General features: G+C 65.5%; 19 protein-coding genes. 9 read left to right on the top strand and 10 right to left on the bottom strand.

The window, feature by feature from the left end; genetic code table 11:
* Positions 1 to 95 precede the first annotated feature (95 nt).
* The 6 genes from QTI24_RS21235 to QTI24_RS21210 are packed head-to-tail and all read right to left on the bottom strand — an operon-like array spanning position 96 to position 7575.
* The gene (locus tag QTI24_RS21235) at positions 96 to 4271 is read right to left on the bottom strand and encodes a PilC/PilY family type IV pilus protein (protein WP_286603163.1); all 4176 of its coding nucleotides are present in this window, start codon (positions 4269 to 4271) and stop codon (positions 96 to 98) included.
* Positions 4272 to 4288: 17 nt separating this feature from the next.
* The gene (locus QTI24_RS21230) at positions 4289 to 4903 is read right to left on the bottom strand and encodes a pilus assembly PilX family protein (protein WP_286603162.1); all 615 of its coding nucleotides are present in this window, start codon (positions 4901 to 4903) and stop codon (positions 4289 to 4291) included.
* A complete protein-coding gene (locus QTI24_RS21225; protein ID WP_286603161.1) occupies positions 4900 to 6102 on the bottom strand; it encodes a PilW family protein in 1203 nt (400 codons plus the stop codon). Before QTI24_RS21225 ends, QTI24_RS21230 begins: the two co-directional genes overlap by 4 nt.
* Positions 6099 to 6491 (bottom strand): type IV pilus modification protein PilV, encoded by a 393-nt coding sequence (gene pilV / locus QTI24_RS21220; protein ID WP_286603160.1) that lies wholly within the window; start codon positions 6489 to 6491, stop codon positions 6099 to 6101. The genes QTI24_RS21225 and pilV overlap by 4 nt, the downstream gene beginning before the upstream one ends.
* Positions 6488 to 7114: a prepilin-type N-terminal cleavage/methylation domain-containing protein gene (locus QTI24_RS21215; RefSeq protein ID WP_286603159.1), complete on the bottom strand. Its 627-nt coding sequence runs from the start codon at positions 7112 to 7114 to the stop codon at positions 6488 to 6490. Before QTI24_RS21215 ends, pilV begins: the two co-directional genes overlap by 4 nt.
* Positions 7108 to 7575: a type IV pilin protein gene (locus QTI24_RS21210; protein ID WP_286603158.1), complete on the bottom strand. Its 468-nt coding sequence runs from the start codon at positions 7573 to 7575 to the stop codon at positions 7108 to 7110. The genes QTI24_RS21215 and QTI24_RS21210 overlap by 7 nt, the downstream gene beginning before the upstream one ends.
* Positions 7576 to 8115: 540 nt before the next feature.
* Between QTI24_RS21210 and QTI24_RS21205 the strand changes: the two genes are divergently transcribed.
* Complete coding sequence (locus QTI24_RS21205) at positions 8116 to 8469, top strand: alpha/beta hydrolase (RefSeq protein WP_286603156.1); 354 nt, start codon at positions 8116 to 8118, stop codon at positions 8467 to 8469.
* A gap of 131 nt (positions 8470 to 8600) precedes the next feature.
* A complete protein-coding gene (locus QTI24_RS21200; protein ID WP_286603154.1) occupies positions 8601 to 9938 on the top strand; it encodes an MFS family transporter in 1338 nt (445 codons plus the stop codon).
* A gap of 23 nt (positions 9939 to 9961) precedes the next feature.
* On the opposite strand, the gene QTI24_RS21195 is transcribed toward QTI24_RS21200, so the two are convergent.
* Positions 9962 to 10693 carry a FadR/GntR family transcriptional regulator gene (locus tag QTI24_RS21195; protein ID WP_286603152.1) on the bottom strand — a complete coding sequence of 244 codons (732 nt, stop codon included), beginning with the start codon at positions 10691 to 10693 and terminating at the stop codon, positions 9962 to 9964.
* Between the two features lie 126 nt (positions 10694 to 10819).
* Here QTI24_RS21195 and QTI24_RS21190 point away from each other — a divergent pair, with 126 nt between their 5' ends.
* The 4 genes from QTI24_RS21190 to QTI24_RS21175 all read left to right on the top strand — a co-directional run bounded on the left by QTI24_RS21190 (position 10820) and on the right by QTI24_RS21175 (position 15197).
* Positions 10820 to 12016, top strand: a complete 1197-nt coding sequence (locus tag QTI24_RS21190; RefSeq protein WP_286603151.1) for a mandelate racemase/muconate lactonizing enzyme family protein — start codon at positions 10820 to 10822, stop codon at positions 12014 to 12016.
* 41 nt (positions 12017 to 12057) lie between these two features.
* On the top strand, positions 12058 to 13014 hold the full coding sequence (locus tag QTI24_RS21185; protein ID WP_286603150.1) for a 2-hydroxyacid dehydrogenase: 957 nt from the start codon (positions 12058 to 12060) through the stop codon (positions 13012 to 13014).
* Positions 13015 to 13074: 60 nt separating this feature from the next.
* On the top strand, positions 13075 to 14094 hold the full coding sequence (locus tag QTI24_RS21180; RefSeq protein ID WP_286603149.1) for a Bug family tripartite tricarboxylate transporter substrate binding protein: 1020 nt from the start codon (positions 13075 to 13077) through the stop codon (positions 14092 to 14094).
* A gap of 122 nt (positions 14095 to 14216) precedes the next feature.
* Positions 14217 to 15197 carry a Bug family tripartite tricarboxylate transporter substrate binding protein gene (locus tag QTI24_RS21175; RefSeq protein WP_503011298.1) on the top strand — a complete coding sequence of 327 codons (981 nt, stop codon included), beginning with the start codon at positions 14217 to 14219 and terminating at the stop codon, positions 15195 to 15197.
* Between the two features lie 122 nt (positions 15198 to 15319).
* Here QTI24_RS21175 and QTI24_RS21170 read toward each other — a convergent pair whose 3' ends face one another.
* From QTI24_RS21170 to QTI24_RS21160, 3 genes are read right to left on the bottom strand one after another with little or no spacing between them, the layout of a single operon-like run.
* Positions 15320 to 16072: a GntR family transcriptional regulator gene (locus tag QTI24_RS21170; protein ID WP_286603147.1), complete on the bottom strand. Its 753-nt coding sequence runs from the start codon at positions 16070 to 16072 to the stop codon at positions 15320 to 15322.
* Positions 16073 to 16124: 52 nt separating this feature from the next.
* A complete protein-coding gene (locus tag QTI24_RS21165; protein ID WP_286603145.1) occupies positions 16125 to 17117 on the bottom strand; it encodes an HpcH/HpaI aldolase/citrate lyase family protein in 993 nt (330 codons plus the stop codon).
* A 15-nt stretch (positions 17118 to 17132) separates the two neighbouring features.
* The gene (locus QTI24_RS21160) at positions 17133 to 18197 is read right to left on the bottom strand and encodes a MaoC family dehydratase (RefSeq protein WP_286603144.1); all 1065 of its coding nucleotides are present in this window, start codon (positions 18195 to 18197) and stop codon (positions 17133 to 17135) included.
* Positions 18198 to 18369: 172 nt separating this feature from the next.
* Here QTI24_RS21160 and QTI24_RS21155 point away from each other — a divergent pair, with 172 nt between their 5' ends.
* From QTI24_RS21155 to QTI24_RS21145, 3 genes are all read left to right on the top strand, one after another.
* A complete protein-coding gene (locus QTI24_RS21155; RefSeq protein ID WP_286603142.1) occupies positions 18370 to 19587 on the top strand; it encodes a CaiB/BaiF CoA transferase family protein in 1218 nt (405 codons plus the stop codon).
* Between the two features lie 74 nt (positions 19588 to 19661).
* Positions 19662 to 20657 (top strand): Bug family tripartite tricarboxylate transporter substrate binding protein, encoded by a 996-nt coding sequence (locus QTI24_RS21150; protein WP_286603248.1) that lies wholly within the window; start codon positions 19662 to 19664, stop codon positions 20655 to 20657.
* Between the two features lie 745 nt (positions 20658 to 21402).
* Positions 21403 to 23319, top strand: coding sequence for a tannase/feruloyl esterase family alpha/beta hydrolase (locus tag QTI24_RS21145; protein ID WP_286603140.1), 1917 nt, complete (start codon positions 21403 to 21405; stop codon positions 23317 to 23319).
* Positions 23320 to 23378 lie beyond the last annotated feature (59 nt).

Genomic DNA, 23378 nt, shown 5'->3' with positions numbered 1-23378 from the left:
CACGAAAGTGCCCGATCAGGAAAGCAGTCCATCGCGAGGCAGCGCGGCCCGCGACGCTGGTCGCGAACGCGCTCTGATCCGCCCCGGCGCGCCCCTCAATCGATCGTCGGCACCTCCCGCCAGTTCAAGAGGCGCACCCCCGGGTCGCCGCCGGGCTTGGTGTCGAACTTGCGGCGCTTGCCTTCCACGTCGCCCCCGATGACCTGGGCCTTGCCATCCACGCCGAGGAACTTCAGATCGGTGATCGCGGCGGCGTTGAACGCGAGCGCCATCGGGGTCCCCTCCGGCGTCACCAAGGCCGATGCCCCGCTGCCGAACTTGATCGCATAGATGTTGCTCTGGCCCGCGGGACTGCACGCAGTGCCCGTGGTCAGCAGGGACGCGAAGGCCACGACGCCGTCGTGGGACGTCGCGTTGGAGATCATCCGCCAGCCGACGTTGTCCGTGCTGCCGAGTTCGATGTACCAGCCTCTCTTGCCCGTGAAGTCGATCGGCGTGGTGCTGACCAGGTCAGCATTCGTGATGGACTTGAGGCCGGAACGCGACATGCCGGTGGTGGCGCCGAACAGGTTCGCCGTGCCGTCCTCGAACGCGTAGAAGGCCTGCGCCGCGCCAGACTTGATGTCGACCGTGTCCAGCAGCTGGCCCGTGCCGAACATCACGTAGCGCTTGCGCGACTTGGGATCGATCTCGACCAGCGGTTGCGAGGTGATCGGCTGCGGATTGGAGGCGCCGTCGGTGACGCTCGCAAGCTTCACCGGCGCGGGGTAGGACCCCGTGGCACTGCGCTCGGCGCTGACGTCGAAGCGCCACACCTGCCCGTCGAGATCGCCCGCGTAGATCGCATCGGCCGTGCCATCCGTGAAGTCCTTGATGTAGGCGGTCGCCTGCGCCAGCCCAGCCGACGCGGTAGGCGTTCGCACCGACTCGAGCAGCGCGCCGTTGCGCGGGTTGACCAGGTACAGGTAGCCGTAGCCGTTGCTGTTGTTGTAGCCCGAGGTCAGCACCACCACCCAGCCGTACTTCTTGGTCTTGATGACATTGGGCGCGCCGTAGCTGTAGCCCATGGTGGTGTCGGTGAACTCCCAGAGCACCTTGTCCTTGACGATCGCCTCGGTGGTCATGCTGTCCGGGTCGGTGATGTCGATCGCGAAGAAGCTCTTGCCGCCCTTGCCGAGTCCGCCGATCAGCACGGAACGCCAGTCCGAGTTGTCCTTGCTCGTGGTGGTGAAGCTACCTCCCGCGTTGTTGAAGTCGATGTCGAAGGCTTGCGGCGTGGCGTTCACATAGAAGTGATGCTCATAGTTGGGGTTCCCGAGCTGGACCAGGCCATTGAGCGTCGACTGGCCCGTGGGTCCGGCGTACAGCGCGCTGGGCACATAGGCAAACTGCTCGGTGCCGGCCGACGCGTCGGTGAGGCCACCCTTGAAGGCATGCAGCATGCCGTCGTTCGCGCCCACATAGACCATCGTGGTGCGCGACGCCTTGGCGGCCTTGAAGGCCGCGTAGCCCGGGTTGATCGACTCCGAGTACCGCATCATCGGCGGGGCCACCGGCGTCACCTTGGCGTCCACGATGTCGCCCAGCAGCGCGTTGCGATGGCGATAGGGCAGTGCGCTGAGGGCCGAGGTCTTTTCCTTGCTGCGATCCCCGCGCAGGTAGTTGAGGAAGTCGGCGCGGTCGTCGCCGTTGGGCGAGTCCCACGGCGTGTTGAGCAGGTCGAACTGAGCGGTCGTCAGGGTTTCCTTGCGGAAGGGCTGGCCGACACGCGCGACGGGGTCCCATGTCACGACGCGACGCTTCACATCCCATCCGGTTCCGGCCAGCTGTGCTTCAAAGGCGCCCGCGCTGGTCCAGCGGGCTTCCACGCTGGGCGAACCGTCCTTGCCGAAAGTCATCTTGCCGGCGCTCAGCACGCCGGTCCAGCCATCGGAGTCGTACTGTGAGGCGTAGGAGTCCGCGCCCGACGACGACACCTGCACGGTCGACAGCGAGAATGACGTGGTGTACGCCTTGATGGCATTCGCGATGCTGGCGAAGGCGCGCGTCAGGCCGTCGACCATCGTGTCGGGCCGACCCGCGGTGAAGTAGTTGTCGGGGCGTGGCTGGACGGTGTTGGTCCGGGTGTCGGTGAGGGTGTCTGCGCTGGTCGCCCACCAGTTCTGCTGGATGTCCGGCGGCTCGGCGGCATAGGGCTTGAAATCGTCCGGTACCTTGAGACCGCCGAACTTCGCGGCGAGATAGAACTGGTTGTTGGCCTGGAAGTCCTGCTCCAGCACGTCCACCCAGTAGGTCTGCACCGTTTGCATGCCCTTCGTCTGGGGCGAACCCGTGTCGTCCGGACGGATGTCCACGGTGTTCGCGTCGTAGGCCAGGCCCGCGATGTACGCGGAGTTGTTGCGGCCGCTGTAGTCGCTGCTGCTGCCGATGCTGCCCACGCCCTGGAGCGCGCCGACCTTGTTGGTGGCCGTCACCGCGTTGACGAGGTCCGGGTCCGAAGTGAACTCTGCAGGCGCTCCCGGCTCGCGGACCCTGAAGTCCGAGTTGCCAGGGACGTTCTTGTCGACGTGGGTGTAGATGTCCCCGATGCCCAGCACGAAGTTCCGCTGGCACGAGTACTGGATCGGGTCCTTCTTCTTCCAGTCGGTGATCACCGGAAAGCCGTCGAGCAACCGCCTCTTCGTGGCCGTGTCGGTCGAATTCAGGTTGCTCCACGCCGAGACGTTCCCAAGGTACTTGAAGTAGCGCAGGACCGCGTAGTACATCTCGCTGACCGGGTCGTAGTCCTTGTAGTTGCCCGGAAGCAGCTGGCCGAACTTGTTCAGGTAGTTCACGACGCCGCTGTCCGAGATGGCGATGCCAGTCAATCCGGCCGTCGCATCGGCATCTTCCTTGTTGGGGTTCTGGATGAATCTGCCGGTGGTGGGATCCCATTCGTTCTCGGGATTGGTCGTGTCGGGCAAGCCGGGAACGGGCTCTTTCGGGCCGACGAACTTCTGGCGCGCGCGCATGACGCCGCCGTCGCGCTGGTCGCTGCTGTCGTTCAGGTAGCCGAAGGCGCTGAAGCGCATGCGTTGCGAGTACTGCTGGATCAGCCCCTCGGGCTTCCAGTTCGAGCCGTACGGCTTGCAGTTGCTCTCGACACCGCCCGGAGCCGATGGATCGCACACCTGGTTGCGCATCGTGAAGTCGGCGCTGGAGGAAGCGCCGATGTCGGAAGTGAACGACTTGACGCTGGCCGCGGAGGGCCGCCGCCATCCGAACTGCATGACGGCGCCGCCGGCGTTTTCGTAGTACTCGATCTTGACGTCGAAGGGCTGGCCGGCCGTCAGCGGGACCGTGGCATCGTAGTCCGTCGGACCCTGGTCCTTCCAGCCATCGATGACCTGCGTGCCGTTGATCCACAGGCGCACGCCGTCATCGCCCCTGACCCGGAAGATGTAGTCGCCGGTCTCGGGCGCCACGTAGCTGCCCGTGAAGCGCGCGGAGAAACCATCGGCGTTGATCCCGGCGACGGGACGATCGCTGCCCCAATCGTGGTCGGCGCTGTCGTTGCTCACGGTCACGGGCGTGCCCGACAGATCCTTGCTGTTGAAGTAGTCGGCCCGGAGCGCGCCCGCCGTGGTCACCAGGCGCATCGCGAAGCCGCGATTGCGCACCTGGACCGTGAGCCTGGAAGCGGCGTCGTACGGCGTTGCGCCCGCGATCTCGCTCGGCGTGAGGTCGCGGTCGTCGAACAGGCCGCGATCCCCGTGCCAGCCCTTTTCGAGGATGGTGGTTTCGACACCGTCGAGCACTTCGTCGACGACGCGCCGGCCGCCGGTCATGGCCCAGCGGAACGGGTCGATCGTGGCGGTCGCGGCCCAGTTGAGGAAGTTGCCGCTCCACATGGCATCGAGCGCGCCGCCGATGCATTTGCGGCCGGTCGCCACGCCGGTCGGCTTGAAGTAGCTCGAATCGCCCCTGAACACGCCGTCACCATTGGCCGGAATGACCGGGTTGGCCGTCGCGACCTTGGTGTAGGTGTAGCACTTGTTCGGATCGAAATAGCCCAGGTACTTGCTGGCGCTGCTGTAGTTGGCCGTGTGCGCCGTTCTCGATGCGGTGGGCCATTCGACCGACAGCGCCAGCGCGAGATTGCCCGGAACGTTCGAGGTGGCGAACACGGGCTGGTCCGTCAGGCTCACGGCGCCGACGAAGCTGTGCGCTCCGAGCAGCGCAGCGAGCGCGAGCACGCGTGCGACGCCCATGCAAGGCAATGAAGTTTTCATGAACGCCTGCTCTCTTGTCATGTCTGGGGCTTGGTGAAGGACGACTGCAGGAAGACCTGTGTGTCGCGGGGACCATCGACGCGCACGCTCAGGCGGTAGATCAACGTGGCAGGCGGCGGCAGATCCTCGCGGGCGCGCTGGCTGCTGCCGCCGGTGACCTGGGTGTTCAGCGGCGCGTAGACGCAGCCCTTGGGCCCGAGCGCGGCCGCCGCGCCCACGTCACTGCACAGGCGGTCGATCACGTACCAGATGGTCACCTTGTCGACGGCGTTCTCGATCTTGGTCGTGGCCACGGCACCGTAGGCCTCCGTGCTCAGCAAGGCCTGCGGAATGCCCCGGGCGTTGGTGGGCAGCGTCTTGGCGCTGTAGTTCAGGGCCTGGTTGCTGTCGATGTCGGCGGTGGCGCCTGCGAGGCCGCCCGTCCTGAACTCCGTCAGGACCTTCTGGGCCGCCTGCTCGCCGCGATTGACCAGGTCGCGCTTGAAGGCCAGGTTGCCCGCACTGAACAGCGAGGCATTCATCGAGCGGACCACCGCCACACCGCCGGCCAGCAGCACGACCAGGATGATCAGGCAGAACAGGAGCACGACGCCGCGCTCGCGCGGCCTCGGCAGTGGCGAGGGCAGTTTCATAGTTTGGGGAGCAACAGAACGTTGCGCAGCGGGATGGTGAAATCGACCACGCGATGGCGGTAGTGCTGGTCGTCGTCGCTGAGGGTCACGGTCTGGTGCAGCGCCGTTTCGCTCAGGTCGCCGAACAGCTTGAGGGCGGTCGGTGCCACCTTTTCGCCGCTGTCCTTCGCCTTCTCGTAGTGGCTGGTGCGCAGGACCAGCGCAATCCGCACCGCTGCGATGCTGCGGGCCGTGAGCGGCGTGCTCATGACCTTCGCGATCGCGTAGTCGCCCGTGGGCGCGACCCATTTCGTGAACGCGCCGGTGGCCGGATCGACCAGCCCGTAGATCGCCTGCATGCGCACGACGCCTTCGGCGATGGCCTGGGCATCGTCGTTGCCGCCGCTTCGGAGCAGGTCATAGCTGAACAGGGTGCGATTGGCGCCGACACCGAACAGCTGGAATTGCACGTTGTTGGCGACCGCATTGCCGAGCGGCGACAGGTAGGCAGCTCCGCTGCCGGCCAGGGTGGCCAGTGCGCCGCCCCCGGCCGTGTAGTAGGTGCTGCCCAGTGGCAGCAGTTCGTTGTCGGCTTCGTCCTTGAAGCCGGGGCTGGCGGCGGAGACCTGTTCGAGCAGGCAGTCGGTGGTCCCGCTCTGGCTGACCAGCGCCAGGTCGTCCTGCTTCATGCCGATGGTGTTGTCCAGGCGCAGGATGTTGGCGCTGGCCCCGCTGGACCGGATGATCCGCGGAACGTCGCCTGCGGCCGCGTTGCCGCCCATCACGACCAGCACGTCCGACAGTGCGTCGGTGCCTTGTCCACTCGCGATCATCAGCGGCGCGACGCGCAGATTGGCGCTGCCCGCGGCACCGCCGAGGAACTTGTCGAAGGGCACCGGAAAGGCCGTGGCGCGTGGAAGGATCGCCGCCGCACCGCGCGCCGCAGTGAGCTTGCAGCCGAAGACGCCGCCAAGGTCCCACGACTGCGCAAAGCCCGAGCCGGCGCTGCGGACCGCGCGGTCGAGCAGGTAGGCGGCATAGGAGCCGGACTGGCCCATGTCGTTGGTGCTGGTGGTCGAGCGCTTCGTCGCCTCCCCGAAGGTCACGGCGCTGGTGACCGCCAGCGTGACGATCAGGCCGATGACGACGGACACCATCAGCTCGATCAGCGTCAGGCCGCGCTGGCGACCTCTCGAATCGGTCAGGATGCTTCTGGTCATGGCAGTACCACGCGGGTGACGAGGCGGGCCGGCGGGTCCGACGCCGGTTTCGAGGGCGCTCGCCAGGTGATCGAGACATCGGCGGCACTGCCGTCGATCACCACCTCGCCCTGGCCGGAGGCAAGTGCTTTCGCCACGCGCGCCTTCCACGGCGTCAGCGATGCCTCGGGCACGGTCAGCGAGCTGTTGAGCCACATCAAGGTGGCCGCTTCGTTCGCGAGCATCGCGGCGCGGTTGCGGTCCTCGGCATCGGTCGAGAAGGTGATGGCGCGCGCCTGCAGGCCGATCAGGCCGAGGATGCCGAATGAAAAGATCAGGATCGCCACCAGCACTTCGAGCAAGGCAATGCCTGTCTGCTGGCGATCGCGGGGGGGGATCTTGGCGTTCATGGTGGGCAACCGTCGGGGTGGGTGGCATCCAGCGTCTTCGCCGGATCGCATAGACGGACCTGGCCGCCGAGAGCGACATTCACTTGCAGCGGCCGGTCGGCGCCCAAGTTCAGGTCGCTGTAGGTGACGCCGTAGGTCTGAACGGGAGGTGCGGAAGTCGGCAGGCTGCAGGTGCCGGCGTTTTCACCGGGGTTGTCGTTGGCGACCACCCTGCCGAGCGAGTTGAAGCAGATCGAGGCCGGACCCGTGATGCTGATGGTCGAGCCGAGGTCGGTCAGGACGCCGGACTCGATGAAGGCGCTGGTCTCGTCGGCCATCATGCTCGGCACGGTCTTGATGACCCAGTTCTTGCCATTGCGCTTGGCCGTGTAGATCGTACTGGTGGCCTTGTCGTCGGTCAGCGAGAAGACCACCTGGCGGCTTCGGCGCAGCGATTCGGTCTGAGCCAGGCGCAGGCCGTCCTGCAGCGAGTCGCTGACGGTGCGCAAGCGGCTGTTGCGGATCCACGCGCTCATCGAGGGCATCGCCAGTCCGACAAGGATCGTCAACACCACCATCGTGACGAGCATCTCGATGAGCGTGAAGCCTGCGACGCGCCCGGCAACGCGGCGGCGCGTCAGCACGTCTGCCCCTTCTTCAGGATCCAGGCGGAGTCGCAGGTGTTCCAGCCCGAGCCAGAGGGAACGCCGGTGGTCTTGCGCACGTTCGCCTGGTCGATCGTGTAGATCGCGCCACTGACGGGTCCGCTGCCCGTCGCCGTGACGGTGTAGGCGGTGTCGGTCAGCCCGTCGCTGCAGCTGAGCACGAAGTTGCCGAAGGTGCGCGCCGCTGCGGAAGCCGAACACGGCGAGAGAAAGGTGGTGCCGACGTCCTTGTAGGTCCGGTTGTCCTGGTAGTGGCGCTCCATGTTGGCGCGCAGGGTGGCCATGGCATTGGTCGCATCCACCACCTGCCCGCGCCTCACGTAGTCCGAATAGGCTGGTATGGCGATGGCGGCAAGGATGCCCACGATGGCCACGGTGATCAGGACTTCGATCAGCGTAAAGCCCGCCGATCGGGTTCGTTCTTGCGCAGTGTTTGGCACTTGTTGACCTTTGAATCAGACGAACGGATTAATACAAAAGGTGACCGAGTGTCACAAGATGTGTATTTTTGTGTACTACCGTTTGTCGGCTGCTTCGAACCGTCCGTCCGCGCTGGACGGCCGCCTACACGTCAAAGGTCGGTCAGGTGAGTGCGCTGTTCCTTGGCCTAAGAAGGGCTCAGCGGCCGCGGCGTGAGATTAAGTGTGGTTGCGCCCACTTCGCTTGGAAGTTCCGCCGACTGGCGCTCGCCGTGTCCTAGCGTTCTTCTGGGAAAAGGTGCCGTAGGTCACTTCGCCCCTCATCCCTGATTTGACGGGGCTGCGTTCACCGCTCCGAACGAGAAGCGAGCGGCCGTGAAGGCGTGCGGCCACTTCAAGCGCTTCGTGTCCACCGGAGCCTTCGGGGCCCGTGTGACCGGTCAGACATCGTTTCCGTTTCGTGAACATGCTGGTTCCTATTGACAAGGGTTTTCCCCTAGCCTCCCATGAGAGACTACTTGTCATGGGTTCGTGCCCAGAACAACATCCAAAGGAAGCACCATGAAGACCTCGAAGATCCTCGCTGCAATGGCTCTGTCCACTCTCGTCATCGCTGGCGCTCACGCGGAGACCTACGAGGGTGTGCACCCCCTGACGTCGTCTGCCAGCCGCGCCGATGTCGCGCGCGAAGCCGTTGCTGCAGCGCACGCGGGCAACGTGTACGGCGATGCCGCTGGCACGGGCGGCAACGCCGAGCCCTTTACGTCGACCGCAAGCCGCGCAGAAGTTCGCGCTCAGGCCGTCGCCAAGGCGAGCGAAAACCGCGACAGTCTCGACCGCCGTTCCTTCTACCGCGACCAGGTGCCGGCCCAATTCAATTCGGGCCCGTCCCTCACGCGGCAAGCCTCGCGCTGATCGACCGTTCTCGCGGTCGCGCCTGAGCGTTTCGCGCACATGTCGCGGCGCCGGCAGACGCCGACGCGCACGATGCTGCAACACATCTGGCGCCCGGATAGCACGCAGATATTCAGAGAGGCGCCTTTTCAATGAGCACAGTCACGTCCGCCGCAGGGGCGGTACCCGGCGATTCCGCCACATCCCACCGGCCCTACACCAGCGAAGAGAAGCGGCATCGCATCTTCGCGATCATGGCGGCCTCCTCGGGCAACCTGGTCGAGTGGTTCGACTTCTACGTCTACGCCTTCAGCGCGCTGTACTTCGCGCCGTCCTTCTTTCCCAAGTCCGACCCGACCGCGCAGTTGCTCAACACGGCAGGCGTGTTCGCCGCCGGCTTCCTGATGCGGCCGATCGGCGGCTGGCTCTTCGGCCGCGTGGCCGACAAGTACGGCCGCAGGACGTCGATGCTGATCTCGGTCACGATGATGTGTGCCGGCTCGCTCGCCATCGCCTGCCTTCCCACCTACGCGGCCATCGGCGCGTGGGCGCCCTTCCTGCTGCTGGTGTGCCGCCTGTTCCAGGGCCTCTCGGTGGGTGGCGAATACGGCACCACGGCCACCTACATGAGCGAGGCGGCGCTGCGCGGACAGCGCGGCTTCTTCTCGTCGTTCCAGTACGTGACGCTCATCGGCGGCCAGTTGCTGGCGGTGCTGGTGATCGTGATCCTCGAGCAATTGCTGAGCGAAGCCGAGCTCAAGGCCTGGGGCTGGCGCATTCCCTTCGTGATCGGCGCCGTCGCGGCGGTGGTCGCGCTCTTCCTGCGTCGCACGCTGCACGAGACTCAGACCGCGGAGTCGCGCGCCAACAAGGAGGCGGGCAGCCTGGCGGGGATCTTCAAGCATCACAGGGCGGCCTTCTTCACGGTGCTGGGCTACACGGCCGGCGGCTCGCTGATCTTCTACACCTTCACGACCTACATGCAGAAGTACCTGGTCAACACGGTGGGCCTGCCGATCAAGACCACGAGCTACGTGATGACCTTCGCGCTCTTCGTCTACATGTGCATGCAACCGGTGTTCGGCGCGCTGTCCGACCGCATCGGGCGGCGCAACAACATGCTGCTGTTCGGTGGCCTGGGTGCTCTGATGACGGTGCCGATCCTCACCTTGCTGCAGGGCGTGACGAGCCCGGTGGTCGCCTTCTTGCTGATCATCCTGGCGCTCGCGATCGTGAGCTTCTACACCTCCATCAGCGGCATCGTGAAGGCCGAGATGTTCCCGCCCGAAGTGCGCGCGCTCGGAGTGGGCCTGGCGTATGCCGTGGCCAATGCGCTGTTCGGTGGCTCCGCCGAGTACGTGGCGCTGGGCCTCAAGTCGCTGGGCCACGAGTCGGCGTTCTACTGGTACGTGACCGGGATGATGGTGCTGGCCTTCGCTGTGGCCTTTCGGCTGCCGCGGCAGGCGAGCTACCTGCACCACGATCACTGAAAGCGGACCTTCGCGTCGGCGAGTCAGTGGCCGAACAGTCGCGCGATGCCCCCGCGTAGATGCGCCTCCATGGCCTGCCGCGCGGCTGCGGTGTCCTGTTGCTCGATGGCCTGCTCCACGGCTGCGTGCTCCTGACACACGCCGGTCCGTCGCTGCCCCTGCGGCCGCCCCGAGAGACTGCGTGAGAGTCCGATGCTGAAGCGGGTCTGCGGTGCCAGGGCGTTCATCGTCATGCCGAAGAAGCGGTTGCCGCAGGCTTGGGCCACCGCGTCGTGGAAGGCGATGTCTTCTGCCACGGCATCGCTTCCGTCTGCAAGGGCCTGCTCAAAGCGCTCGCGGCACAGCCGGATGTGGTGCATCTGATCGGTGGTGCGCGCCAGCGCCGCGCGGGCGGCGGCTTCGCCTTCCATGAAACACCGGAATTCCAGAAAGGCGCGGATGTCGGCGATGTTCTCGAGCGTGCTGAGCGAGATGGGCTTGGCCTGAGGCAGCGCATCCGTGACGAAAGTGCCCGAGCCCTTGCGCGCGTAGACGCGCCCCTCGTCGCGAAGGCGCGCCAGCGCCTGGCGCAGGACCGGGCGCGACACGCCAAGGCGCTGTGACAGAGCCGTTTCACCGGGCAGGCGCGCGCGCGGCTCGAAGCCCGGCGTGCCGAGCAGTTGCATCAGGTCCTCGTAGACCTTGTCTCCCAGCAACCGGTCCGCCACGTGTGCGTGCGTGGCCAGGTCTGGGGCGTCTGAAACGGGTGCTTTCATATAACAGCTCTTTACAGGGTAATCGGCGAGACAGAGGGAACTCTCGGGTGAGGACAATTCACTTCAGGCCCAGATTCCTCGATGAACTCGCAGATTTCTCGCTAAAGATATAAAAAGCTGTAAATCATGTCAACCATCCGCTGCCTCCGTACCTACCGCCTGCCCGACCGGCCCAGCCTGATCTGGCTCGAGCTGGAGACCAGCGATGGCCTGGTCGGCCTGGGGGAGACCTTTCGCGGTGCGGCCTCGGTCGAGACCTGCCTGCATGAGGAGCTCGCGCCCTGGCTGCTGGGGCGCGATGCGAGGCACATCGAGGGCATCTCGCGCCACCTGCTCACGCCCTACGTCGGCTACAACAGTTCCGGTGTGGAGGTGCGTTCGGCCAGTGCCGTCGACATCGCGTTGTGGGACCTGGCGGGCCAGCGCCAGGGCGTGCCCGTCTACGAGGCGCTCGGCGGTGGCGCGCGCCCGAGCGTACCCGTCTACAACACCTGCGCGGGCTACAGCTTCAACACCGCCGGCAAGCGTCGCGACATCGGCACGGACGACCAGTCGCAGGGGCCCTACGACGACCAGGTGGCCTTCATGCGCGACGCCGGCACGCTCGCGCGCAGCCTGCTCGACGAAGGCTACAAGGCCATGAAGATCTGGCCCTTCGACATCTATGCGCCCGCCAGCGGCGGCCACCTGATCACCCTGCCCGACCTGGAAAAGGGCCTGCAGCCGTTCCGCCAGATCCGCGAGGCGGTCGGCAATCGCATCGAAGTGATGTGCGAACTGCACAGCCTGTTCGGCGGCCACTCGGCCTTGCGCATCTGCCAGGCGCTGGAGGAATACAACGTGTTCTGGGTCGAGGATCCGCTGTGCAAGATGGACGACGCCGCCGGCCTCGCCGACCTGCGGCGGCGCACGCGCGTGCCGGTGTGCGGCAGCGAAACGCTGGGCGGCCTGCGCCCCTTCCGCGACCTGCTGGCCGCCGACGCGCTGGACGTGGTGATGCTGGACCTGGCCTGGTGCGGCGGCTTCACCGAAGGGCGCAAGATCGCGGCGCTGGCCCAGGCCTACAACCGGCCGCTGGCGCCGCACGACTGCACCGGCCCCATCACCCTGATGGCGGGGCTGCACATGGCACTGCATGCGCCGACGGCCATCTACCAGGAGGTGGTGCGCGCCACGCTGGCCACCTGGTACCGCGACATCGTCACCGACCTGCCGGTGATCCGCGAGGGCATGGCCCAGCCGCCCATGGCGCCCGGGATCGGGACCCGCCTGCAGGACAGCTTCAAGCAGCGGTCGGATCTCATCGTCCGCGAAAGCCGCTAGCGAGATTGCCAGGTCGTCCCACCTCTTCTTCACAAGACTCCATGCATACCCAGATCGTCGGACTCCATGCGCCGAACGCGCCCCGCTTGCGCGAGCTTCTCGGCCCCGGGCACGAGGTCGAGGCGCTGCAGGGCTTCCCCGCGTCCGGCCCCATTCAGGCGGACGTCGTCATCAGCAACAGCGTCAGCGCCGACGAGGCCGCGCGCCTGCGCTGCCGGCTGCTGCACGTGCCCGGCGCCGGATCGGAACAGATCGCTTGCCCGGCGCTGCCTTCGGGAACCACGGTGTGCAATGTGCACGGCCACGAAGTCCCGATCGCCGAGTTCACGCTGCATGCCGTCCTGGAGCACTTCCTGCAACTCTGGCAGTACCCGGCGCGCCTTGACGCGGCGGCTTGGGCCGAGGCCTATGCCAGCCGCGCTCAGCACGACGAGGCCGATGGCAAGACCGTCGCCATCCTGGGTTTCGGCCACATCGGGCAAGAGATCGCGCGGCGCGCGCGGGCCTTCGGCATGCACGTGATCGCCGTCACGCGCAGCGGCAAGCAGGGATCGGCGGAACTGGCCGACGCGTACGTTCCCGTGTCCACGCTGGACGATGTGCTTCCCCGGGTCCACTGCCTGGTGCTCTGCTGCCCGCTGGACGACAGCACCCGCGGCCTCATCGGTGCGCGCCAGCTCGCACTGCTGCCCGCGCGGTCGCTGCTGGTCAACGTGGCGCGTGCGGAGGTGGTGGACGAGCAGGCGCTGTACGAAGCCCTGCGCGACAAGCCCCTGACGCGGGCCGTCCTCGACGTCTGGTACCAGTACCCGAAGAAGGACCAGGCGGTGAATCCATCACGCTGGCCGCTGCACGAGCTCCCCAACGTACGCGCCACGCCGCACATCTCGGCCATGACGCCGGCCCTGCTCGACCGCCGCTACCGCTTCATGGCGCAGAACATCGAGCGCCTGCAGCAGGGGCAGCCGCTCTTGAACGTGATCTACCAGGTCCCCTGACCGCTTCCCCACCCGCTCGCAGCCACGCGAACGCCCCGTCACACATCAACGGAGATGCCCATGAAAGCCGAGACTTCAATCACCCTGTCCGCCCCCGCCAGGGCCCGACGCGCCCTGCTCGGCATGGCCGCGGCGGCCATGCTGGCGGGTGGCACGTGCCTGCCGGTCCATGCGCAGGACGCGGCGAGCTACCCGAGCAGGATGATCCGCATCACGGTGCCCAACCCGGCGGGCGGCACCTCCGACGTGCTGGGTCGCCTGCTGGCCAAGGAGTTGGGCGAGATGCTCAAGCAGCCGGTGATCGTGGAGAACAAGGCCGGCGGCAATGGCAACATCGGCGCGGCGTTCGTGGCCAAGTCCGCGCCGGACGGCTACAACCTGCTGCTGCTGGACATGAGTGTGCTGACCATCGGCCCGAGCGTGTCGCCGCAAACCACCTACAACCCCCAGAAGGACCTGACGCCGATCGCGATTCCGGCCTATTCGCCGCACCTGCTGGTGGTAAGGAACGATCTCCCGGTGAAGAACCTGGACGAACTCGCCGCCTACGCCAAGAAGAGCGGCAAGCCGCCGAGCTTCGGCACGCCGCTGGCCTCCATCAGCCAGCTCGCGGGCATCCTGCTCGCGCAGGACCGCGGCTTCGAGTTCAATATCATCGGCTACAAGGGTGGCGCCCAGGCCCTGGCCGACCTCGCGGGCGGCCAGATCGACAGCGCGATGGCGAGCGTGGTCGCCACCAACCAGCTGGTGAAGGGCGGCAAGGTCAAGGCCATTGCGGTCACGAGCGCCAAGCCGTTTGCGGCGACTCCCGGTGTGCCGACCGTGGCCTCGCAGATCCCCAACTTCGTCACGGGTTCCTGGCAGGGACTGCTGGCGCCCGCCAACACACCGCCTGCCGTGCTCGACAAGCTGCAGGACGCCGTGCAGCGCATCGTGACGCGCCCCGAATTCGCCAAGCAGCTGCAGGAGCTCGGCTCCGAGCCCTCGGCCATGAACCGCCAGCAGATCGCGGAATGGATGCGTACCGAGACCCAGCGCTGGGGCAAGGTGGTCAAGGACAACAACATCAAGGCGGAGTAGGTCGCGACGCAATGGTCGCCGGCTTTCGTCCCCGGATGTCGGTAGTCAGTCTGCAGTCGAGCGAGACCGATGGGGGCAGCCTACCGTGGCCATCCCGTCACCGTCATCCGCAGGAGAGTCTCATGAAGAATCAGGCTACCGCAGTCGTGGCGGCGTGCGCTCTTGCGCTGGGGGCAGCAATGGGTCCGTCGGCCCACGCGCAGGCCTGGCCCCAGAAAACAGTGACGATCGTCGTGCCTTTTCCCGCCGGCGGTGCGACAGACATGCTGGCGCGTGCCCTCTCCGCGAAGATGCAAGCGAACCTGGGCAAGTCCTTCGTCGTTGACAATCGTGCAGGCGCCGGTGGCACCATCGGCGCCGCCCAGGTGGCACGCGCCCCCGCCGATGGCTACACGCTACTGGTCGCATCGCTGGCGCCCTTCGCGGTGGCGCCGCATTTGATCAAGAGTCTGCCTTTCGATCCTCGCAAGGACTTCGATCTGCTCACGGTCGCTGTTCAAGCGCCAAACGTACTGGCAGTGCCGGCCGCCTCGCCGCACAAGACGCTGGCGGATGTGCTCGCCTTCGAGAAGGCCCATCCTGGCCGCATGACCTTCGCGTCGTCTGGCAATGGTGCTTCCGACCATCTCACAGCAGAACTGATGTGGCAGCGCACCGGCACCACCGGGGTCCATGTGCCTTACAAAGGCGGTGCGCCTGCGATCTCCGACCTGCTGGGCAATCAGGTGGACGCTTCGTTCCAGAACGTCAACGCGGTGCTGTCGCAGATCAACGCCGGCAAGCTGCGCGCATTGGCCGCCACTGGCGACAAGCGCTCGCCGGTGCTACCCGACGTGCCGACACTGACGGAGGCTGGCGTAAAAGACCTGAGCGTGTACTCGTGGCAAGGCGTAGCAGCGCCGAAGGGCCTGCCACCAGACGTGAAACAAAGGATCCACGCCGCATTGATCGCCGCGCTCGGCGATGCAGATGTGAAGAAGAAGTTCGCCGAACTCGGGCTCGAAGTCGTCGGCAACACCCCCGAGCAATTCGCCGCCTTCCAACTGATCGAGTACGCGCGGTGGAAGAAGGTGATCGAGACCGGGAAGATCACCGCAGACTGAGCCAAAGGCTGAAGCAGGCCAGAGAGATCAACGCCACAAGATCCGTCTTCCCTATTGCCTGCATCGTGGCCCTGGTCGCCGGTGACGTGCAAGGGGCGGCACCTTGCCCGAACTTCGGCCAATCAGGTTCCGCGACGAGTACGCCGGAGTTGCGTCAGCAAGCTCCGGCGCTCGGCCGGATACACGGTCTCGCTGATCTCGAGCAACTCGTTCTTGATGTTCTTGTAGTGCCGCAGGACGCGCAATCCTGCAGAGTCTTTCGGAATCTGCAACGCGGCCGCCACGGCAGCATCGATCAAGACAGCGTCCGCGATCTGCAGCACGTCCGTGATCGATTCACCGCAGCGCCCTTCGATCATCGAACTGATGAGGACCTGGGGTTGCTGCAGGACCTCATCTCGTATCGCGGCGAAGCGCCTGTCCACGTAGAAGTTGGCTACCGCCAAGGGCTTCCCATCGCGTGTGTCGACGCGAAATCCGCTGAACACGAGCCAGTTGCTGCCCATCGGCGCCTGCAACCGGCGGGCGCTGTTTCGGTCCAGCGTGATCTCCTTGACGGCTTCGATCTGGCGAACCTCGCTCGCGGCAACGCGAACGAGGTCCTCGATCGAGTCGACCGTCTGGACGTAATGCGTCGCGGCATCGACGTTTTCCACCCGGGTGCCGATCGACTTCTTGCGAGAGACATAGCCTCGCTCCTGCAGGATGTCGAGTGCGGCACGAACCGTCTGCCGGCTGACACCGTACTGCTGCGCCATGGCGACCTCGGTCGGCAACAGACTGCCCACCGCGTAGCGGCGTCCGGTGATCTCTTCGGTCAACCTTCTGGCAAGGTCGACGTACAGGGAGGAAGCTGGACTGGCAGACTTGGGCATCGGAAAGGCAGGCTAGGTCCGGACATTGTAAAGGCCCATCCCGCAGCGAGCCTCAGGCGAAAAACTGCTCGGCTGCTGCCTTGGACAAGGTCATGCCGGTGGCCTTGGCTTTTTCCAGGACGACCCAGAAGTAGCGATAGGTGGCCCGGTCATGCAACTCACCCTTGTACTGCGTCGGCCCCCAGTCCGCCTTCTGGGCGGCCACCAGGATCTCGGACGCATCGGCGACCTCTTCGTAGGCAGGCTGCATGGCTTCGACGATGGGCTTGATCTGCGCGGGATAGATGCTCCACATCCGCAGGAATCCAAACTCGCCGCGCGCACGCGCCGCGTCCTGCCGTACCACCTCGGCATCCTTGAGGTTCAGGCACACGTTGTGGGCGGGCACGACACCATTGGCAAGGGCAGCGGCCGCAACCTCGGCCTTGGCACGCGCGATCAGCCGGTGCTCGAACTGGCCAGGGCTGCGCATTTGGGACGCTGCGATGGCGCCGTGGTGTCCGCTCACGAAGTCCATCAGCCCGAAGTCGAGGACTTCCAGGTTCGGGATGGTCGCGATCTGCGCGACGTCGCGCAAGGCGCCGTGCGTTTCCACCAGGATGTGGAGCGGGATCGTGCGCTCCAGGCCGAGGCGGCGGGCGGTGTCCTGCACGTAGGCCGCCGCCGTCTCGGCTTGCGCGAACGAGGTTGCCTTCGGAACGGTGATGTAGGCGATGTCGCGGCCGGCCTTCGCCAGCAGAATGTCCACGTCTTCCTTCCACGAGGGGTGCGAAGGATCATGGATGCGCACGCCGATCCGCTTGAAGACGTTGTGCGGCGACGCCACCGCGTCGGCGACCATGTTCGCATGCGCGACCTCCTCGCCCGCGGGCGCTCCGTCCTCGCAGTCGGCCGTGATGTCGAAGATCGGGCCGTAGTCGGTCTGCAGCGCAAGCGCCTTGTCGATCAGTTTCTTGCTGCCAGCGAAGTGTTCGCAGGCAGCGAGCACGGGGAACGGCTTTTCGCCGGCGAACAGTGCGTCCTTGGGATGTACGAGCTTTTCCATGGTTCTTCCTTGGGTTCAGGGTTGCTTTTTCGGGATGGCGACGGTGTAGTCGAGGTCCAGCACAACCTCGCTGGGGAAACGGGGTTTCGGGACGCCGGGTTCGGGTAGTGCGATGGCGCCGGCAGTGCCGATGTTCTTGGCACCGATGGTGCGCAGGCGCAAGGCGCCGACTTCGCCGGCGAGGGCATAGGTGTCGACGACCTGCGTCACGCAGGAGAGCGTGTCACCGGCGAACACCGGTGCCACGTGGCTCCCGCCGTTGAGGGCGAGCATGCCAAGGCAGTTCTCCAGCCCGTCGTAGGCCAAGGATCTGCAGAGCGAGATCACGTGCCCGCCGTAGACCAGGCGTTGGCCCGCGGGACTCTGCGCCATCAGGTGGGCGTCGAAATGCGCCTTGGCCGTGTTCTGGTAGAGACGCGCCGCGATGCTGTGGTCACTGTCGTTGACCGTCATGGAGCCCACGTGGTCGATCCGTTCACCCACGGCGTAGTCTTCCCAAAGGTCATCGAACCCGGTGACGCCGGTGACATACCTCGTCTGTGTGAACTCGGGGACCACCAGACGCGACGGGTCGACATGCATGGGTAGCGCCGGCACTGGCGTCGCCTGTGCAGCGACGCCGTCCGTCTGTCGCTTGTGCACCATGACCCATCGCACATAGGTCAGGACAGCCTCCCCTGCCTGATTCGTCGCGGTTGACCGCACGTAGACCACGCCGCTCTTGCCGTTCGAGTTCTCCTTGGTAGCCAGCACCTCGCTGGTCACAGTCAGGGTGTCGCCGGCATACACGGGCTGCAGGAAACGAGCATCGGCGTAGCCCAGGTTGGCGACGGCGTTGAGCGACAGCTCGGGGACTGTCTTGCCGAAGACGACGTTGAACACCAGCAGGTCTTCCATCGGCGCGGAGCGAAGGCCAAGCGCCACCGCCGTGGTGGCCGCGGTATTCAAGGCGGACCGGCTGCCGGTCAGACCGATGTAGAGGCTGCGATCGCCCTCGCCCAGGGTTCGGGGAACGCCGTGCCGAAGGACTTGCCCCGGCTTGAAGTCCTCGAAGAAGTTGCCGCTCCTGCTTTTCGACATGTCAGGGTTTCCTTCTAAAAAATGTGGGTTGCTGGCTTGTAGGTACGTACCTAGTGGCGATATGATACATCGAACGACGTCTTTGTACGTACCTAGATAGTAAATTATCCCGGCACGCTACAAGCGTCACTACCCCGCACGTGCGGTCCAAGTACGTACCAAGGAGATGGAAATGTTCAGTTCAGGTGCACTATCGGATGTCAGGGTCATCGACCTCACGCAAATGCTTGCAGGGCCTTTCTGCACGCAGGTCCTGGCCGACCACGGCGCACAGGTCGTCAAGGTCGAGCCGCCCGAGGGCGAGGGGATGCGACGCACGGGCCCCTTCCTGCCGGACGACGAGTTCCGGTCGTTCGGCGGGTATTTCCAAAGCGTCAACCGGAACAAGGGCTCGATTGCACTGGACCTGAAACATCCCGAGGGCCGGCAGGTGCTGAAGGAACTGGTGTCTTCCGCAGACGTGCTGGTCGAGAATTTCCGCGGCGGCGTGATGGAGCGACTCGGGCTTTCATACGAAGAGCTCTCGGCGATCAATCCTGCCCTCGTGTATGCCACGGTGCGCGGCTTTGGCGATCGACGCAGCGGTGAAAGTCCTTACTACGAATGGCCCGCCTACGACGTGGTTGCACAGGCGATGGGCGGCATCATGGGCATTACCGGACCCGACGAGCACTCGCCGACCAAGATCGGCCCTGGGGTCGGCGATACCGTGCCTGCGCTGATGCTCGCCATCGGCATCCTCTCCGCGGTGCATCACGCACGCAGGACGGGCGAAGGGCAGCTCGTCGACGTGTCGATGGTCGACTGCATCCTGGCGCTGACCGAGCGCATCGTCTACCAGCGCTCGTACCAGGGCGTCGCTCCGAAGCCAGAGGGCAACAAGCACCCGTTGCTCTGCCCCTTCGGGCTGTTCGAGGCGAAGGATGGATGGGTGTCGATCGCCTGCGCGACCGACGCGCTATGGCGCAAGTTGGCCCATGCGATGGAACGCCCCGATCTGGCGGAAGCACCCGAATGCGCAACCAACGCTGCGCGGGTGCAGCATGCGGACCTGGTCATCGGGGCATTGGAGGCCTTCACCGGGCAAAGAACCAAGGACGAACTCAAGGCGATCCTGGGCGGGAAAGTCCCGTTCGGACCGGTCTACACCGCGGAGGACGTGTTTGGGGACGCGCACTTCCAGGTGCGCAACATGTTGGTGGAGGTCGACCACCCCGGCAGCGAGCGCCGGGTCACCATTGCCGGCGTGCCGATCAAGCTCAGTCGAACGCCAGGCGGCATCGCGCGAAGAGCGCCGATGGTCGGCGAAGACACGGACCGAGTCCTGCGGAGTATCGGCATGCCGGTCGACCGCATTCGCGAGCTCCGTGCAACGGGTGTGGTGAGCTGAGCATGAGCAAGTACCCGCGCATCGCCGCATTCAATCCCGATTCAAACACTCTCGACACACAGGACATTCGCACCATGCTCGCTAGCTATTCACTGACGACCCGGCGTTCCTTCGCGCTCTTGTCACTCGCCTTCGCCGCTGCGGGACCCACGATCGCAGCACCCTATCCGGACCGCGCCGTGACCTGGGTCGTACCGTTTGCTGCTGGAGGTCCCGCCGACGCTCTGGCCCGGAACATCGCCGAGAAGGTTGCCGAGAAACTGGGGCGGCCCATCATCATCGACAACGTAGGCGGCGCAGGCGGCACCATCGGCGCGGCCAAGGTCGCCCGGGCGCCGAAGGACGGCTACACGTTCCTGCTTGGTCATGTCGGCCAGATGGCAGCGGCGCCTTCGCTCTACAAGAAGCTTCCATACGATCCGATGAAGGACTTCGAACCAGTGTTCAGGCTGCCCGACACACCGCTGCTCCTGCTTGTTGGAGTCAACTCACCTTACAAGACCGCCCAGCAACTGGTGGCGGCTGCAAAGGCAAAGCCTGGCACCATCAATTTCGGCAACGCAGGCATTGGTTCCACATCCCATCTGGTGGGCGCGCTGTTCGCTCAACGCGCGGGTATCGAAGTGACTTCTGTTTCCTACAAGGGCGCAGCACCGGCCATGGTGGACGTGGTGTCAGGCCAGGTCGATGCAATGTTCGACCAGAGCAATACCGCGCTGACACAGGTCCTGGGTGGCCGCGTGCGAGCCATCGTCCAGACGGGGGCAAGGCGCTTGCCGCAGTTCGCCGACGTGCCCACAGTCGCGGAAGCAACCATCCCCGGTTTCTCTGCGGTGACCTGGTATGGCCTCTACGCGCCGGAGGGCACTCCTGCGTCCGTGCGAGCGGCCATGTACAGCGCCTATCGGAAGGCTCTCGACGAGCCCGCCTTGCGCAGCCGCCTGGTCGCACAGGGCATCCAACTGCTGCCAGACGAAGAGTACAGCGCCGACGCGCTGAGGAAGCTCACTGCGGACGAAAGCAGCCGATGGAAGGGTGTGATTGGCCAGGCGAGAATCGTTGCCGAGTAGGTGGGGGAGTCAGGTTCAAGATCACCTTCTTCGCCTGCGAACGGTGCGCCGCGAGCGCAAACGCACGAGCTGAATCGCGATACGCGAGAGGGTCGCCAAGGTCAGCGGCTTCAGTCGAAGCACCCCTTGTCGGCGGTGAAACGGGCCAGGGCTTCCGGCATACAGCGCCGCGGCCAGGGGTTCGGCCATCGAGCTCCATCGCTCACCGAATCGGTCAGCCGATGCGCTTGAGACGATCTAGCTCTGTAAGCCCCCATTGGTCTTCGCTCTGTGGATCTTTCAGTACGCCAGCATTCAGACCACGGCTTCGATCGGTCGGTGGCGCCCTGCCTTCTCTACCAGTTCATCGCGAGCACCTCGCCACATGCCAAGCCAAGGCCGATTGCGTGCGCGCTGTCGCCGTTTCCCTCTCCTTCAACGCGCGGCAACCGGTACGGTCCGAACGTTCGGCTGGAGCACTTCACGACGGACGTAGTGACGTTGGCGTTCAACTTGATGCCGAGCCCCTCAGCCATGGGGAAGAGCAACTGCAACGGTTCGATCAGGTTTGCGGCAGATGAAGGCTGGCCGCGAGCACGCACCGCCGAAGGCTGGTCATCGTCGATACGGGTATCCCCTGAGCAAATGATTAAGTGAAATAACTATTCTGCCCTTCTCGCTGCCCTTTGCAGTTCTGAGATTCAGACTGAGGTGCGGTGATCGAGCAAGAGATCGCCACAAAGAATAGTTAACAACAGGAGACATCATGCAGTCCCACGCCACGTTGAAGGTCTTGATCGCGGGCGCCCTGTCCGCCGCTGCCGTGACCGGTTGCGGCGGCGGGAGCAGCGGATTTTCGTTGCCGATCGCGGCCGCCCCGGCCCCGGCGCCGGCACCAGCCGCGCCTCCCGCACCGGCCCCCGCACCGGCGCAGCCACCGCTTCTCAACAACCCCGACGCGGCGGCCGGTTGCGCCGCGGTGGCGGCACTCGCCTCCGAGTTGTCGGCGACGGGCCGCAAGGTGAGCGTGACGTCCGCCACGCTATCGAAGACCACCGCCGCCGACGCGAACGGCAATCCGCAGACCTATTGCGCCGTGGTTGGCACCATCAACGGTGGCCGGGCGGGCGCCAAAGCCGCCGGCCAGACCGACGCGCAAACCACCTATGCGATCGGTTTCCAGATCAACCTTCCAAGCACCTGGAACAGCCGCCTCTTCTTCAGCGGCGGCGGCGGAACGGACGGTTCCATCCCCAACACGACGGGCGTCATCACCAACGCCGAGGCGGTCAATCCGCTGCTTTCCGGCTACGCGACCGTGTCGGACGACAGCGGGCACAGTGACAGCGTCAACAGCGACCCCAACAATGCCGGCAGCTCTGCCTTCGGCCTTGACCCGCAGGCGCGCCTGGACTTCGGCTACAACGCCATCGGCCAGACCAAGCAGCTCGCCAACCAGCTGATCGCGCGCTACTACGGCAAGAAGCAGGACTACGCCTATTTCATGGGCTGCTCCGAGGGCGGGCGCGAGGCCATGATGGTGTCGCAGCGCTTCGGCGACGAGTTCGACGGCATCGTGGCCGGTGACCCGGGCTCTGATCTGCCCAAGGCCTGGCTGGCCGAAGCCTGGGACACCCAGCAGTTCGGCGCCGCAGCGGCGGCACAGGGATTCTTCGAGAGCTCCGGTCCAGGGGCCGGCACCACGCCACTGCTCTCCTCGGCATTCACGTCGGCACAGTGGTCGGCCATGCGGACCGCGATCCTCGCCAAGTGCGATGCCGACGACGGCCTGGTGGACGGCATGATCAACAAGTCATGCACCTTTGACGTGAGCTCCCTGGCCTGCGGCGCCGCGGGCGCACCGACGGCCTGCCTCGGCGCTGCGCAAGTCACGGCCATGCAGAAAGTCATGGGCGGCCCGAAGAACAGCGCCGGCGAAGCGCTCTATGCGGACTGGCCGTGGGATGCGGGCATTGGCACGACGGGCTGGCTGATCTGGAAGGTGGGGATCCCGGGCTTCGGCCCGCCCGGCGTGAACGGCGCGATCAACGTGACGCTCGGCGGCGGCGCCGGTCCGCTGGTCTTCACCACCCCGCCCACGCAAGGCCTGTCGACCGCAAACTCGCTGGTGCAATACCAGTTGCATTTCGACTGGGACAACGACGCACCGAAGATCACCACCACCAGCGGCATCTACAGCACGTCTGCCTATGACTTCATGGGCACGCATTCGACCGACTTGTCCACGCTCAAGAACAAGGGCGGCAAGCTGATCGTCTATCACGGCACCAGCGATCCGGTGTTCTCGTTCAACTACACGGCCAACTGGTACAGCGCACTGAGCCAGACGGCTGCCAATGGCACGGTCAAGGACTTTGCCCGGCTGTTCGCAGTGCCTGGCATGAACCATTGCTCGGGCGGTCCGGCAACCGATTCGTTTCCGGCCTTCACCGCAGTCGTCAACTGGGTCGAGAAGGGGCAGGCGCCCGACCGCCTGATCGCGAGTTCGAGCACCACGACGCCGACCCAGTTCGGATGGACGCTGCCGGCAGGTGCGACGACCCGTGTCCGGCCGCTGTGCCCCTATCCGCAGTACGCGAAGTACACCGGTGCGACGGGTACCTCGCCTGCGGCGCTGACAGCGCAGAACGACCCGGCCAACTACGTCTGCACGACACCCTGAAGCGCCTCGCGTACCGGCATCGTCGAGGGCGGCGCAGTGGCTACACTTGCCGCCCATCA

The sequence above is a fragment of the Variovorax sp. J22P240 genome, assembly GCF_030316855.1.
Lineage (GTDB): Bacteria > Pseudomonadota > Gammaproteobacteria > Burkholderiales > Burkholderiaceae_C > Variovorax.
Note: the sequence above shows the minus strand (reverse complement) of the source record. Positions and strands in the feature narration are given on the sequence as shown.

Excerpts from the sequence above, each read along its gene's own strand:
- QTI24_RS21165 (WP_286603145.1), bottom strand. The coding sequence starts at position 17,117 with ATGGAAAAGCTCGTACATCCCAAGGACGCACTGTTCGCCGGCGAAAAG.
- QTI24_RS21170 (WP_286603147.1), bottom strand. The coding sequence starts at position 16,072 with ATGCCCAAGTCTGCCAGTCCAGCTTCCTCCCTGTACGTCGACCTTGCC.
- QTI24_RS21150 (WP_286603248.1), top strand. The coding sequence starts at position 19,662 with ATGCTCGCTAGCTATTCACTGACGACCCGGCGTTCCTTCGCGCTCTTG.
- QTI24_RS21225 (WP_286603161.1), bottom strand. The coding sequence starts at position 6,102 with ATGACCAGAAGCATCCTGACCGATTCGAGAGGTCGCCAGCGCGGCCTG.
- QTI24_RS21180 (WP_286603149.1), top strand. The coding sequence starts at position 13,075 with ATGAAAGCCGAGACTTCAATCACCCTGTCCGCCCCCGCCAGGGCCCGA.
- QTI24_RS21230 (WP_286603162.1), bottom strand. The coding sequence starts at position 4,903 with ATGAAACTGCCCTCGCCACTGCCGAGGCCGCGCGAGCGCGGCGTCGTG.
- QTI24_RS21185 (WP_286603150.1), top strand. The coding sequence starts at position 12,058 with ATGCATACCCAGATCGTCGGACTCCATGCGCCGAACGCGCCCCGCTTG.
- pilV (WP_286603160.1), bottom strand. The coding sequence starts at position 6,491 with ATGAACGCCAAGATCCCCCCCCGCGATCGCCAGCAGACAGGCATTGCC.
- QTI24_RS21195 (WP_286603152.1), bottom strand. The coding sequence starts at position 10,693 with ATGAAAGCACCCGTTTCAGACGCCCCAGACCTGGCCACGCACGCACAC.
- QTI24_RS21190 (WP_286603151.1), top strand. The coding sequence starts at position 10,820 with ATGTCAACCATCCGCTGCCTCCGTACCTACCGCCTGCCCGACCGGCCC.
- QTI24_RS21200 (WP_286603154.1), top strand. The coding sequence starts at position 8,601 with ATGAGCACAGTCACGTCCGCCGCAGGGGCGGTACCCGGCGATTCCGCC.
- QTI24_RS21175 (WP_503011298.1), top strand. The coding sequence starts at position 14,217 with ATGAAGAATCAGGCTACCGCAGTCGTGGCGGCGTGCGCTCTTGCGCTG.
- QTI24_RS21235 (WP_286603163.1), bottom strand. The coding sequence starts at position 4,271 with ATGAAAACTTCATTGCCTTGCATGGGCGTCGCACGCGTGCTCGCGCTC.
- QTI24_RS21155 (WP_286603142.1), top strand. The coding sequence starts at position 18,370 with ATGTTCAGTTCAGGTGCACTATCGGATGTCAGGGTCATCGACCTCACG.
- QTI24_RS21205 (WP_286603156.1), top strand. The coding sequence starts at position 8,116 with ATGAAGACCTCGAAGATCCTCGCTGCAATGGCTCTGTCCACTCTCGTC.
- QTI24_RS21145 (WP_286603140.1), top strand. The coding sequence starts at position 21,403 with ATGCAGTCCCACGCCACGTTGAAGGTCTTGATCGCGGGCGCCCTGTCC.
- QTI24_RS21160 (WP_286603144.1), bottom strand. The coding sequence starts at position 18,197 with ATGTCGAAAAGCAGGAGCGGCAACTTCTTCGAGGACTTCAAGCCGGGG.